Annotated in this window: 11 protein-coding genes and 1 pseudogene; 8 read left to right on the top strand and 4 right to left on the bottom strand. The window is 72.4% G+C overall.

Annotated elements, in window-relative coordinates:
• The first annotated feature begins 47 nt into the window (after window positions 1-47).
• Complete coding sequence (locus ACZ6CZ_RS06475; RefSeq protein ID WP_469015605.1) at window positions 48-1,880, top strand: glycoside hydrolase family 15 protein; 1,833 nt, start codon at window positions 48-50, stop codon at window positions 1,878-1,880.
• A 21-nt stretch (window positions 1,881-1,901) separates the two neighbouring features.
• On the opposite strand, the gene ACZ6CZ_RS06480 is transcribed toward ACZ6CZ_RS06475, so the two are convergent.
• Entirely contained in the window at window positions 1,902-3,341 is a 1,440-nt protein-coding gene (locus ACZ6CZ_RS06480; RefSeq protein ID WP_469015608.1) for an MFS transporter, read from the bottom strand.
• Window positions 3,342-3,542: 201 nt separating this feature from the next.
• Here ACZ6CZ_RS06480 and ACZ6CZ_RS06485 point away from each other — a divergent pair, with 201 nt between their 5' ends.
• From ACZ6CZ_RS06485 to ACZ6CZ_RS06510, 6 genes and pseudogenes are all read left to right on the top strand, one after another.
• Window positions 3,543-4,895, top strand: a complete 1,353-nt coding sequence (locus ACZ6CZ_RS06485) for an APC family permease (protein WP_469015612.1) — start codon at window positions 3,543-3,545, stop codon at window positions 4,893-4,895.
• A gap of 78 nt (window positions 4,896-4,973) precedes the next feature.
• Window positions 4,974-5,501 (top strand): annotated as a pseudogene (locus ACZ6CZ_RS06490) (MarR family winged helix-turn-helix transcriptional regulator).
• A gap of 462 nt (window positions 5,502-5,963) precedes the next feature.
• Window positions 5,964-6,974, top strand: a complete 1,011-nt coding sequence (locus tag ACZ6CZ_RS06495) for a DUF2637 domain-containing protein (RefSeq protein WP_469015614.1) — start codon at window positions 5,964-5,966, stop codon at window positions 6,972-6,974.
• Between the two features lie 115 nt (window positions 6,975-7,089).
• Window positions 7,090-7,308, top strand: coding sequence for a hypothetical protein (locus tag ACZ6CZ_RS06500; protein WP_469015616.1), 219 nt, complete (start codon window positions 7,090-7,092; stop codon window positions 7,306-7,308).
• A gap of 241 nt (window positions 7,309-7,549) precedes the next feature.
• Entirely contained in the window at window positions 7,550-8,767 is a 1,218-nt protein-coding gene (locus ACZ6CZ_RS06505; protein WP_469015619.1) for an MFS transporter, read from the top strand.
• Window positions 8,768-8,851: 84 nt separating this feature from the next.
• On the top strand, window positions 8,852-10,015 hold the full coding sequence (locus tag ACZ6CZ_RS06510; RefSeq protein WP_469015622.1) for a hypothetical protein: 1,164 nt from the start codon (window positions 8,852-8,854) through the stop codon (window positions 10,013-10,015).
• A gap of 83 nt (window positions 10,016-10,098) precedes the next feature.
• Here ACZ6CZ_RS06510 and ACZ6CZ_RS06515 read toward each other — a convergent pair whose 3' ends face one another.
• The 3 genes from ACZ6CZ_RS06515 to ACZ6CZ_RS06525 form a co-directional block, all read right to left on the bottom strand.
• On the bottom strand, window positions 10,099-10,347 hold the full coding sequence (locus ACZ6CZ_RS06515) for a hypothetical protein (RefSeq protein ID WP_469015624.1): 249 nt from the start codon (window positions 10,345-10,347) through the stop codon (window positions 10,099-10,101).
• A gap of 67 nt (window positions 10,348-10,414) precedes the next feature.
• Entirely contained in the window at window positions 10,415-11,836 is a 1,422-nt protein-coding gene (locus ACZ6CZ_RS06520; RefSeq protein ID WP_469015627.1) for a lamin tail domain-containing protein, read from the bottom strand.
• 265 nt (window positions 11,837-12,101) lie between these two features.
• Window positions 12,102-12,380 (bottom strand): GlsB/YeaQ/YmgE family stress response membrane protein, encoded by a 279-nt coding sequence (locus tag ACZ6CZ_RS06525; protein WP_469015630.1) that lies wholly within the window; start codon window positions 12,378-12,380, stop codon window positions 12,102-12,104.
• A 148-nt stretch (window positions 12,381-12,528) separates the two neighbouring features.
• Between ACZ6CZ_RS06525 and ACZ6CZ_RS06530 the strand changes: the two genes are divergently transcribed.
• A complete protein-coding gene (locus ACZ6CZ_RS06530; protein WP_469015632.1) occupies window positions 12,529-13,287 on the top strand; it encodes an SDR family NAD(P)-dependent oxidoreductase in 759 nt (252 codons plus the stop codon).
• Window positions 13,288-13,328: the final 41 nt, after the last annotated feature.

A 13,328-nucleotide genomic window follows, 5' to 3' on the forward strand; every position in this document is an offset into this window, starting at 1 on the left:
ACCTCCGGGTCCTGGGCGGCGCGAAGCAACCGAGGAGGAGTTGCGCCGTGAACGACTACCCCCCGATCGCGGACCACGGCATCATCGGTGACCTCCAGACCGCGGCCCTGGTCTCGGCCGACGGCACCGTCGACTGGTGGTGCACCCCGAGGTTCGACAGCCCCAGCGTGTTCGCCTCCCTGCTCGACAGCGACCGCGGAGGCCGCTGCCGCCTCGCCGCCGACGCCGGCGAGGAGGCCACCGTCCGCCAGCTGTACCTGCCCGGCACCGCCGTCCTCATCACCCGCTTCATGGCTCCGGGCGGAGTCGGTGAGGTCGTCGACTTCATGCCGCCCGACCCCTCACCGGTGCCGTCCGCCCGGCACCGGCTGGTGCGAGCCGCACGGGTGGTCCGCGGCAGTCTGCCGTTCGAACTGTCGTGCAGGCCACGCTTCGACTACGGCCGCGCCCCGCACGACCTGAGCCACCTCGACGACGGTTCGGTGCTGTTCCGCGGACCCGGCACCGACCTGCGCCTGGAGACCGTCGGGCCGATCGACCTGCACCCGGACGGCTCCGACGTCACCGCCCGCTTCACCCTGCACGCCGGGGAACGCGCCGTGGTCGTCCTCACAAGCGACGACTCCGACTCCGACTCCGGCGGCCCGCGGCCGACGATGGACACGGCCCTCGCCGACTTCGAGGCGTGCACCGCGTTCTGGCGGAACTGGCTGCGCGCCTCCCGCTACCGCGGCCGCTGGCACGAGATGGTCACCCGCTCCGCGATCACCCTCAAACTCCTCACCTACGCCCCCACGGGCGCCCCGGTGGCCGCCGCCACCATGGGCCTGCCCGAGCAGATCGGCGGGGAGCGCAACTGGGACTACCGCTACACCTGGGTCCGGGACGCCTCACTGTCCGTCCGCGCACTGATCGGCCTCGGCTTCACCGACGAGGCCAACGCCTACCGCCGGTGGCTGCGCGACCGCCTGGACGCCGGTGGCACCGCGTCCGGCGAGCCGCTGCAGATCATGTACCGCGTAGACGGGCAACCGCACCTCACCGAGGAGGCGCTGGACCACCTCGAGGGGTACGGGCGCTCGGCGCCGGTCAGGGCGGGCAACGCCGCCGCCGACCAGATCCAGCTCGACATCTACGGCGAGGCCGTCTACGCCCTCGCCCAGTCCGAGGACATCGGCGGCATCCGCGGCTGGCAGGCCTTCGCCCGCGTCATCGACTGGCTCGCCGACCACTGGGACCGCCCCGACGAGGGCATCTGGGAGACCCGTGGCGGCCGCCAGAACTTCACCTACAGCCGCCTGATGACCTGGGTCGCCTTCGACCGCGCCCTGCGGCTCTCCACCGTCCACTCCCGCCCGGGTGACCTGCCCCGCTGGCGCAGCGCACGCGACGCGGTGTTCCAGCAGATCGTCGAGCACGGCTGGAACGACGAGCGCCGCGCGTTCGTGCAGCACTACGACACCCACGTCCTCGACGCGTCCCTGCTGCTCATGCCGAAGGTCGGGTTCCTCACCCCCACCGATCCGGACTGGCTGACCACCCTCGACGCCATGGACACCGAACTCGTCAGCGACAGCCTCGTCTACCGCTACGACCCGGCCGCGTCCCCCGACGGCCTGCGGGGCTCGGAGGGCACCTTCAACCTGTGCAGCTTCCTCTACGTGGAGGCCCTCGCCCGCGCCGGGCGTCTCGACCGGGCCCGCTACGCCTTCGACAAGATGCTCACCTACGCCAACCACGTCGGCCTCTTCGCCGAGGAGATCGGTCCCTCGGGCGAGCAGCTCGGCAACTTCCCGCAGGCCTTCACCCATCTCGCCCTGATCGACGCGGCGCTCGCCCTCGACGAGGAACTCGACCGCGCCGAACTGCGGACCCACTGACACCACCGGGCCGACCGGCTGTCACACCGCCCCGGGCGGAGCCCCCGCGTCGGCCGGGTCGGCCGCGACGGCCTGCGGCCCCTGGGCGCGCGGCAAGCGTGCCGCGGCGGCCAGTCCGACCACGCCGATGACCGCCAGGGTCGCCGTCGCCGCGGCGTACCCGCCCTTGCTGAGCCCCGCGACCAGGATCGTGCCCGCCACCGCCGTCCCCAGCGAGGACCCGAGGTTGGAGACGCTGCGCGACAGCCCCGAGATCTCACCCTGCCGCGACTCGGGGAAGCAGGACTGGACGACGTTGACCGACGGGGTGAGCATCACGCCCAGACCCAGCCCGATCAGCAGCAGGCCCGGGGCGAACGCCCAGGCGCTGGGCGTGCCGGCGACCAGGGCGAGGAGCAGGGCCATACCGGCGATGGTCACCGCGAAACCGGCCATGATCAGTGTGCGCTGCGCATGCCGCCGGGCCAGCTTCTCGGCGGCCAGTGACGAGGCGAGGATGCCCAGGGTCGCGGCGGTGAAGATGACGCCGGTCTGGATCGCGTCGTAGCCGCGGACCACCTGGAGGTAGGCGGCCACGGTGAAGGAGACGCCCATGAGCATCAGCCACTGGGTGTTCTGGGTGATCAAGCCGAGGTTGGAGGTCCGGTCGCGGAACAGGACGGTCGACAGCAGCGCCTCCTTTCCGGCGCGCTCCCGGCCGCGCACCCAGACGTAGGCGCCGGCCAGTACGAGGGCGCCGGCCAGCAGCAGTGCCAGCGCCAGCCAGCCGTTGTTGTCGACCGCCAGTACGCCCATGACCACCAGAACGAGACCGGCGGCCACCAGTACGGCCCCCACGGTGTCGAAGGGGCGGCCGGGGTCGGGCGGCAGCGGGTCGTCGAGTCCGCGGCTCAGCAGCACGATCACCACGATCACCAGCGCCTGGAACACGAACGCGGCCCGCCAGCTGATCGCGCTCGTGATCAGCCCGCCGATCAGCGGACCCGCGGCCGCGCCGATGCCCCCGAGCGCCATGATCGCCCCGAAGGCACGGGCCCGGGACGCCATGTCGGTGAACAGCAGCGTGGTCAGGATGTAGACCGGCGGGATCAGCAGGGCCGTGCCCACGCCCTCCAGGATGGAGTTCCCGACGATCAGCACGCCGAGCCCCGGCGCCACCGCGCTGACCAGCGCCCCCACCCCGTACGTCACCAGCCCCACCATCAGGCAGCGCTTGCGGCCCCACTTGTCGGTCAGCTTGCCGCCCGGGATCATCAGCGCGGCCATCACCAGCAGGAACACCGTGATCGCCACCTGCACGCCCTGCACCGTGGTGTCCAGGTCGGCACTGATGTCGTTGATCATCACGTTCATGTTCGAGCCCGCGAAACTGCAGATGAACTGGGCCAGCGCCAGCGGAGCGAGGACACGCCGCATGGCCGGCACGGGTCCCGCGGCCCCCGCCGCATCCGATTCCGTCATACCGCCACCCATCCGTCCGCGGGCCCGAGTCCCTCCCGGCGCCGCGCCGGAGCGCGCGGCACCTGGTGAGGACGCCCATGTCCGAGGGTGCCCCGCCGGGCACGTCACGGCACGCGCCCGGCGTCCCCGTACGGCCGACCGGACCACGCCGGCCGCCCCGCCCCGACCGCCACCGGGACTGAAACCCGGCACACGTGGCACATGAAGGAGGTGTCCTCGCTCAGACAACAGCCATCGGCTCCCGCGTCCGGCCCGTCGCTCAAGCGCTCCCTGACCACGCCGCTCCTCTACTTCTTCATCCTCGGTGACGTGTTGGGCGCCGGGGTGTACGTCCTGGTGGGGCAGGTGGCCGCCGACACCGGCGGCGCGGTGTGGGTGCCGCTGCTGGTGGCGCTGCTGCTGGCGCTGCTCACCGCGTCCTCGTACGCGGAACTGGCCACGAAGTACCCCCGGGCGGGTGGAGCCTCCCACTACACGACCCTGGCGTTCGGCCCGTTCGCCGGCTTCATCGCCGGATTCTGCATGCTGGCGGCCGGCATCGTCTCCGTGGCCACACTGGCCCGCGGCTTCGCCGGCGACTATCTCTCGGCGTTCGTACGGCTGCCCGTGGCCGCGGTCGCCGTGGTGTTCCTGCTGGTCCTGGCGCTGGTCAACGCGCGCGGCATCAAGGAGTCCACGCGCGCCAACGTCGTCGCCACCGTCATCGAGGTCGGCGGCCTGCTGCTCATCGTGGCGCTGGGCGCCTGGCTGCTGCTGCGGGGCGAGGGCGATCCCGGGCGGCTCGTCCAGCTCGGCACGCCCGGCAAGGGCGCCGCCGCGGCCGTCCTGAGCGGATCGGTCCTCGCCTACTACTCCTTCGTCGGCTTCGAGACGTCCGTCAACGTCGCCGAGGAGACCCGCGACCCCCGCCGCTCCTACCCGCGCGCCCTGTTCGGCGCGCTCGGCACCGCCGGGGCCGTGTACGTGCTGGTGGGCATCGCCGCCTCGGCCGCCGTGCCCACCGGCCGGCTCGTCGCGTCGAGCGGGCCCCTCCTGGAGGTCGTCAGGGCCGCGGGCGGCGTGCCGCCCCGCCTGTTCAGCGCGATCGCGCTCGTGGCCGTCGCCAACGGCGCCCTGCTCACCGGCATCATGTCCTCCCGTCTGGCCTACGGCATGGCCCGCGACGGACTGCTGCCGTCCGCCCTCACCACGGTGCTGCCCGGCCGGCACACGCCCTGGGTGTCGATCGCGGTCACGACCGCGCTCTCGATGCTCCTGGCGCTGTCCGGAAGCGTGGCGACCCTGGCCTCCACCCTGGTGCTGCTGCTCCTCGCGGTCTTCCTCATGGTCAACGTCTCCGTGCTGGTCCTGCGACGCGACGAGGGCGCGAGCGATCACTTCCGTACGCCGACCGTGCTGCCCGTCCTCGGGGCGGCGTCGTGCGTGGTCCTCGCCACCCAGATCGAGGCGCAGGTGTGGTGGCGCGGCCTGACGGTGCTCGGGGTGGGCGCCGTCCTGGCCGCCGTCGCCGCCGTACGGCGCTCCGGCCGCCGGGAGCCGGGCCGCGACGGGTGAACCGGCCGGGCGCCCCGGCCGGACGGGCCGGCGCGGACCGCCACACGGCGGGGGACCGCCGCACGGTGGAACAGGGACATGGTGGAACGGGAGAGCCCCGCGGGGGCCATGGAGGATGTGGATGCCGTGACCCGGGCGGTGCTGACCGCTTCACGGCGGTGTCCGCGCGGTCCCTCGCCGCCGTGGAGGAGCGGGTCACGCTGCCGCGGTTCCGGATGCTGGTCGTACTGGCCACCCGGGGGGCCCACCAACCTGGTGACGCTCGCCGACCAGCTGCACGTGGCGCCGTCCACCGCCATGCGGATGGTCGACCGCCTGATCGCGGCGGGCCTCGCCGACCGGCACCTCAACCCGCGCAACCGCCGCGAGACCCTGCTGCGGCTCACGGACGAGGGGCGCCGCACGGTCGAGGAGGTGACGGCCCGCAGGCGCTCCGAGATCGCCGGGATCGTCGAACTGCTCACCCCGGAGCAGCGGCTGGCGCTCGTCGAGGCTCTCGCCGCCTTCAACCGGGCCGGAGCGGAACCCCTCGCGCCGGGTCCCGACGGCAGGGAGCCGTATCCGCTGGGCTGGTCGGTGGACCTTCCGGACATCCCCGGCGCCTGACGAGGCGGGCGCCCGCCGGTGCGACGAGATGCCCGGCTGTCGTTGGTCATACAGCCGCGTATAAGTCCGATCGATACGCGAATCAGGTGCTTGTCCGGCTAATTGGTCACCCGTTCGCTACGTATCCATCATCGAATGGCGGCGTTATCTGGAATATGACAAAGGAAGCAGGGGGGCGGGTGCTGGAATCCGCGCCGGGATGGCCGCACCCGGCCAGGCGACCCGCGCGGCTCGGCTCTTATACTTATCTGCCCGCGTCCCACACCGCCGGGGACACCAAGGGCGTCTTGATGAAGGGTGGTCTCCCGGTGACCCTTGAGGTCACCGAGGAGACCCTCCAGGAATTCATGGACACGATGAGTTCTCTGGAGACGGATATCGCGAGACGTTGGCCGAGTACGGAAGACGCGATTCTGCCGGCCCTCGACGGAATGGCCGCTCCGTATTATGCACGGTGAATACATGGGGCATTACCCGGACCCCCCCGTCGAGCATCCGGACGGCTTCGGCGGCACCGGTGGCCGGCACCGGGCGGCCACCGCCGACACCTACCACTCGGCCCTGATCCCCCCGGAAGCCGGCTGGGACCCCGCCCAGGAACTGGCCTACCTGCTGCGGGACAGCATCGAGCAGCAGACGACAATCCCCGCCACCCACTACGAGGACCACCCGCCCGGCACGGACGCCGCGGCGCCCATCGAAACCCTGGTGGACATCACGGCGGAAGCGCCCGCGGTGAAAGCCCCCTCGCGGGGCCACCGCAAGGTCACGGTACGGCAGCACGCGGGAGGCATCCGGATCGCCAGTCGCTTCATCGCCGCACTGGTCACCGCCGTCGCCTCCGCCGTGAGCATCTTCGGGGGCCTCATCGCCTACGACCCGCTGCGCGTCGTGGCGGTGACGCGGATGCAGACCAGCGTGGTCTCCTGGTGGCCCCTCCTGGTGTTCGGGCCCTGGGTGGTGGCGTCGCTGTCCGTCCTCCGGGCCGCGCTGCACCAGCGCCGGGCCGTGCATTCCTGGTCCGTGCTCCTGGTCTTCTCCGCCATCGCCATGACCCTGTGCATCGCGCAGGCTCCACGGAACGTCATCGGCATCGCGGCCGCCGCCCTGCCGAGCTTCGCCTCGCTGGCCTGCTTCCAGCAGGTGGTCCGCCAGATCACTCTCACCAGGCCACCCCGGCGGGCCGTGCCCCGGCACCGGTTGCAGCTTCCCGAGCCGGCGGCCGAGGAGACGCCGGGCGGCCGGCCGGCCCAGGACCGTGCGCCGACGGCGTCCGGCGACTTCTCCCTGGACGACGACCGGCGATCGAGCACGCACACCCCGAGTCGCGCACCACTCACGCACCAGGACGTGCCCAGGAGCGGCCTCGGCTTCCCGACCGAGCCGGGCCGGTCCGCCACCGGCGGTCAGGCGGTCTACGAGCGCCGTCCCGGCGACGCGCGCTCCTTCCGCTGGACCGGCGACATCCGGTGAAACCTCCGCGGCGACACCACTTCCCGAGAACGACTGAAGGCCAGGCGCGAGCAATGACGACTTTCCACACTCCGGTCCGGACGGACGGCACCACGTGCCGCGGCAGGAACGCCGAGTGACCGGTCGCGCCACGGCGCCGGCGCTCCTCCCCGAGGTCGGCCGACTCCTGCCGCGCCAGCAGATGGCCATCGACTGCGCGGTCTGCGGCCGCCCCCTGGGGGCGAACGGCCGCAAGCTGGCCGAGGTGCGGCACCGGGGACTGCCGTTCCAGCTCTGGGTCTGCGTGCTCGGCTGCCCGCCGGCCCAGCCCGGCTTCCGGTCGTTCGACCGATAGGCAGGCTCCCCGCCCTCTCCCGGACCGCCGGGATGGACATCGCCGCTCGCGCCGAGGAGACTGTACGGGCTTCACCACCACCAACGACAGAACGAGACTTCTGCCCGGTGACGGGGCCGGTGCGGGGCGCGTGCCCCCTCTCCGCGCCAGCACTGGACGGTTCCAGGCGGCACCACGGGTCGTCCATCCGGGCACCGGCGACCCAGGTGAGCCGTCCCGCCGGCAGCGCGAAGGACTCGCCGTGCCCTCGGCGAACTACCGCTCCCTGCTGCGCACCCCGGGTGCCGCGGCCTTCTTCCTCCCCGCGTCCCTCGGACGCGTCGGCGTCGCGATGACCGGCCTCGGCATCGTCTGGCTCGTACACGGCCGCACCGGCACCTTCTCCGCGGCCGGCCTGGTCAGCGGCGCCTTCGCGGTGGCCGAGGCGCTTGGCGCCCCCCAACTGGCCCGGCTCGTCGACCGGTTCGGCCAGACCCGCGTCCTGCCGCCCGCGCTGCTCGCGCACGCCCTGGCGGTGACCCTCCTGGTGTCCCTGGTCACCGCGCACGCCCGCGACGCCCTGCTGACCCTGGGCGGTGCGCTGGTCGGGGCCACCGTCCCCCAGCTCGGCGCGCTGTCCGCGGCGCGCTGGGCGGCACTGCTGCGCACCGACCGAGCGGCGGAACTGCCCACCGCGTTCGCACTGGAGTCGATCGGCAACGCGGTGGCCTACCTCGTCGGACCGATGACGGTCAGCGCGCTCGCCGCCGCCGGACCTGCCTGGGCCGGAACGGCGCTGGCCGCCGCCCTGTCGGTGCTCGGCGGCCTGGCCCTCGCGGCGCAGCACGGCAGCGCGCCGCAGGTCGCCGGGCGCGCCGCACGAGCCGGACGGGAACGGTCGTCGCCGCGCGGCGCCGTCGTCCTGCTGATCGGCCTCAACCTCGCCGTCGGGGTCTTCTTCGGCGCCATGCAGGTGTCCGTGACCGCCTTCGTGGTGGACCGCGGGGCACCGGGCGCCGCGGCCCCGGTCCTCGCCGTCTCCAGCTGCAGCGGCCTGCTGGCCGGATGGCTGTACGGCCTGCGCCGTTGGCGTGCCACCCCTCCCGTACAACTGCTGGCGGCGACAGGGGCGTTGACGCTCGGCACCCTGCTGCTGCTCATCGTCGGCTCGCCGCGGCAACTCGCCGGGGTCGTGGTCCTGACCGGTGCCACGATCCCGCTCCTGCTCGTGCTCTTCCCCGTGCTCACCGAGGCGGCCGTCCACCGGGCCGTCCTGACCCAGGCGTTCTCCTGGCTCGGCTCCGCCAGTGCGGCGGGCTCGGCCGCCGCGGCCGCGTTCTCCGGCTGGGCGGTCGACTCACTCGGTCCCCGCGGCGGCTTCGCCGTCGCCGCCACGGCCGCCGCCGCCATGACACTCCAGAGCCTCGCCGGCCTCCGCCTGCTGCGCCCGCCGAAGGGCCGGGCGGCACGCGGGGGATGACTCCTCGTCGCCCGGGTGGACAGGTGCGGACGGATCGGCACATCGTCGGCCGGCGTCCTGGCGAGGGCCGGTGGCCGTGCAACCTTGTGGGCGGGTGGTGAGTCTCCTGAGGGATCACACCGTGATCGGATTCCCGAGGAGACCATCATCAGCGCCATACGCAAGACCCTGATCGCCACCGCCGTCGTCGGCGCCGTCCTCGCGGGCTCCGCCGCCTGCGGAACGGTGGAGCAGCTCTCGGCGGGCAAGAAGCTCGACCGGGCCTTCGACCGGCTCGGCAAGAAGAAGGCGCTGTCCTTCGAGGTGGACCTGGACACCGACGCCGCGTCCCTGAAGGCGCTGGACAGCCAGTCCGACCCGGCGCCCGGCGATGAGCTCCCGGACGAGGTCGCCGAGCTGATCAGCGGCGCGAAGATCACCTTCACCATGCAGTCGAAGAAGCCGATCGACGAGTCCGGTGAGAAGGACCTGGTCGGCATGGCCACCAAGCTCACCAACGCCGACGGCGACCTCGTCGAGTACCGGGTGTTCGGCGACAACGCCTACGTCCGTGCCGACGTCGACGCCCTCGGCACGGTCATGGGTGCTCCCGTGCCCTCCGCCGACGAACTGCCCGCGGAGGCCGGGGCGCTCAAGGATCTCCTCCAGGGGAAGTGGGTGAAGTTCAGCGTCTCGGAGATGACGAAGGACGCCACCGGGGATCAGGACGGCCCGGGCGGTCCCGCGCCCGTCCCGTCCCTCGACGCCAAGGCGCAGCACAAGCTGAGCAAGGCCCTGCGCGGGATCATCGCCCGTGACGTGAAGTTCAGGACGGCCGGCGGCGACGACGGCACCGAGCACGTCACCGCCACCGCCCCCTTCCGCACGCTGATCACCGAGTTGTTCGCGGAGATCCGCCCGCTGGCCAAGGGCCTGCCGGGAGGCACGGGACTGCCGACGGACAAGGACCTGAAGGACGCCCCCGACACCAAGGTGACGGCGGACTTCACGCTGAAGAACAGCGAGCTGACCGAGGTGGACGTGGACCTCGCCAAGCTGGTGCAGAAGGCCACGGTCAAGAAGGCCACGGTCAAGAAGGCCACGGTCAAGAAGGCCGAGGTCAAGAAGCTGGGACTGAGGCTGCGCATCAGCGACGGCACCAGGCCCACGGCTCCGGCCGGTGCGACGGAGCTGGACATGAAGGACCTCGTGCAGGGCTTCTTCGCCGCCCCGGAACTCCGTGGCGCCGAGCTCGACACCGGCAGCTGAGACCGGCACGCGGCGGCTGGACGCCGGCACCGGCCACCGGCCCCGGCCGGTGGCGCCGGTGGCCGGTGAGGTGACGGGGTGCGCTACTCGACGGCCGGGTCCTCCTGCGACTGCCGGACGGCCCGCCGCACCGCCTCCTCCACCTCGTGCCGGGACATGGCCACGTCGTCACCCGCCGCGTACGCCGTCACGGCGGCCTGCCACTCCTCGGCCGCCCGGCGCCACGCCCGCCACTGCTCGTCGTACCGCGCACCGGTGAGGCCGGCGAGCTTCGCTCGCGCGACCTCACAGGCACGTTCCAGCTCGATCAGCCGGTCGGGGATGTCTGCCACAAGCGGATCACATCACGGCCGCCGCATCCGGCGATCCGCGGCGGCGCCCCTGAACGGGTGACATGGCTCAGCAGTCGATGGTGCCCTTGCGCAGGGCGTGGCCGCCGTCGTCGCTGTCGTCGGCCCAGTACACCGGCTTCCGGCCGCCGGTGCACTCACCGGCGCCGCCCAGGGCGAAGCCCTCGTTGTTGTAATTCGCCATGCCACTGGGGCGGTTGTACACGCCGGTGGTCGTGAAGACACCGGAGGCGTCGACGGCCATGGTGCGGTGCCGGCCGTCGCAGGTGTCGTCGCAGACGACCCACAGGCGGGAGGACTGCGGTTCCCACTGCAGTTCCATCACGCCGCTCATGCCGCTGCTGATGGCGGCGACGCGGGTGTAGGCGCCGGAGTCCTGGAGCACATAGCCGTAGACCATGCCGGTTCCCTCGACGCCGACGAAGAAGACACCGCCGGTGTGGGAGCCGTAGCCGGCCGGGTCGTAGGCCGCCCCGGTCGAGGCGTCCTTGAAGCCGGCGGCCGTCAGGCCGGCGTCGGGCACCCAGGTGATGCCCTCCAGGCCGAGGTTGGAGCCCACGGACGGCAGGTCGGCGGTGAGGTTCCCCTGCTTGGCGGCGGTCAGGGTGCCGCTGGTCCCGGAGACGTCGTACTTGAGCACGGACAGGCGGCTGGTGCCGGACGCGTCGCCGTTGCGCTCACTGGAGACGAACACACCGCCGGTACTGCCGGCCCCGGTGAGGGTGACGCCCTCGCTGTCCGGGGTGCCGGAGCCGCCGGGGAAGCGGAGGGTCCTGCCCGAGGTCCAGCCGCTTGCGGTGTCCGGCTTCCAGCCGCCGGAGCCGTCGCGGACCAGGCGCCACAGCTTGCCGCTGTTCTGGGCGCCCCACAGCACGGACCCTTCCTCGTAGAGGCCGCTGAGGTCCTGGCCGAAGACGTTGGCGGCGTCGGCGGTCGCCACCGTGCCGCTGCCGGGCCAGGCCGCCGGGGTGGTGCTCCCGCCGGCGCCGGTGCCGCAGTCGTTGGGCGCGCCGAGGGTCAGCGCCGCCTGCCGGAACGCACCGGTGCCGTCGGGGCAACGCGACCAGGAGGGTGCCGAGTGCGTGCTCCAGGAGAAGCTGTCGACCAGGGTCTTGCCGTCCGCCAGGTACAGGCGGGCCTCGTCGCCGGAGCCGAGCCCGAAGGCGCTGTGGACGTCGAAGGCCCGGTAGGCGCCGGGTGCGAGCGTGGTCCCGGAGGCGATGGTGTACCTGGAGCCGTCGTTGTCGTCCTTCAGGACCCAGCCCGAGACGTCGATCTGAGCGGCTCCCTTGTTGTACAGCTCGATCGAGTCATTGACATCGCCGGTGGTGACGACCTCGTTGACTCGGATGTCGTCGCTCGCGGCCGCGTGGGCCGGTGCGGCGGTGAGGACGCCCGCGGTCAGCAGCGGGGCGGCGACGAGGAAACGGGTCAGGCCACGGCGCCGACGGCGGCCGGTCGATGCAGTCACGGAGGTTCCGTCCAGGTGTTCGTCATGGGCTGGGCGGCACGACGGTCCCGGCACCGGCCGAACGGCCTCTCCCGGCGAGGCGGTGGGCCCGTGAACGGTGGATGAAGTTCCGGCGCGCGACCTGACGACCTGGTGACCTGCTCCGTCCCGACGGCCTGGGCCGTCCGTCGCCGGGTGAAGCTGCCGGTGAAACGCCGACGGCTCCCCTCCTGCACAGCAGGGTGGGAGCCGCTCGGGGTGTCCGGACGCGATCGGCGTCAGCGGATCAGGCGTGACGGTGCGAGTGTCGGTTGCCGGTGATGACACGGTACAGCGCGAGCAGGATGAGGGAGCCGACGATCGCGGCGATCCACGTGGAGAGCTCGAAGAAGCCGTCGACGGAGTCGACGCCGAAGATCACCTTTCCGAGCCAGCCGCCGAGCAGACCACCGGCGACACCGATGAGCATGGTGATGATGATGCCGCCCGGGTCCTTACCGGGCATGAGGGCCTTGGCGATGGCGCCGGCGAGCAGGCCGATGATGATCCACGCGATGATGCCCATGGTGTGTTTCCCTCTCGTCGGATAAAGACTGTGTTAGCTCCTCGTATGCACCGTCCGCGCCCGTGCAAACGTCCCTGATTCTTTGATTTCCGTCGATCGGGCCGGAGTCCCGGTTGATCATGCCGACGGCTGCTGACAGGCTGTCGCCGTGGATCTGGGGCTTGCGGGGAAGACGGCGTTCATCACCGGGGGGAGCAGCGGCATCGGGCTGGCCATAGGCCGGGCGCTCGAGGCCGAGGGGGCGATCGTCACCGTCTGCGGCCGGGATGCGGAGAGACTGAAGGAGTCAGGACTGTCCGGCGTCCAGGCGGACGTCACGGACCCGGTCGCGCTCGCCCGGGCCGTCGACGAGGCGGCAGCGCGGATGGGCGGTCTCGACCTGCTGGTGGCCAACGCGGGTGGGGTGTCCGGGGGCGGGCTGCTGGACTCGACCCCCGAGGACTGGCTGCGGACGTACGAGGTGAACGTGCTGCACGCCGCGCACGCCATCCGCACCGCCGTGCCGCACTTCGAGCGGCGCGGGGGCGGCAGCGCGCTCGTCGTGGCGTCGATCACGGGATGGAAGCCGGGCCCCAGGTCGTCGTACGCCTCGGCGAAGGCGGCGGAGATCCACCTCGCCGCGACCCTCGGCCAGGAACTGGGCCCGCGCAACATCCGGGTGAACGCGCTCAGCCCGGGTTCGGTGATGTTCGAGGGCGGTGGCTGGGCCTGGGTCCGCGACAACCGGCCCGAGCTGTACGAGGCCTTCGCCCGCGACGACTTCCCCCGCGGGCGGCTGGTGGAGTTGCGGGAGGTGGCGGACGTGGCGTGCTTCCTCCTGTCGGTGCGCGCCGCCGGGGTGAACGGGGCCAACATCCGCGTGGACGGCGCCCAGGACCACCCGAGCGCCGGGCGGTTCTTCCCGTAGACGCCGCGTCGGGAAGTGGCCGCCGGGCCCGGGCGGCGCCT

The sequence above is a fragment of the Streptomyces sp. NPDC041135 genome, from assembly GCF_055592085.1.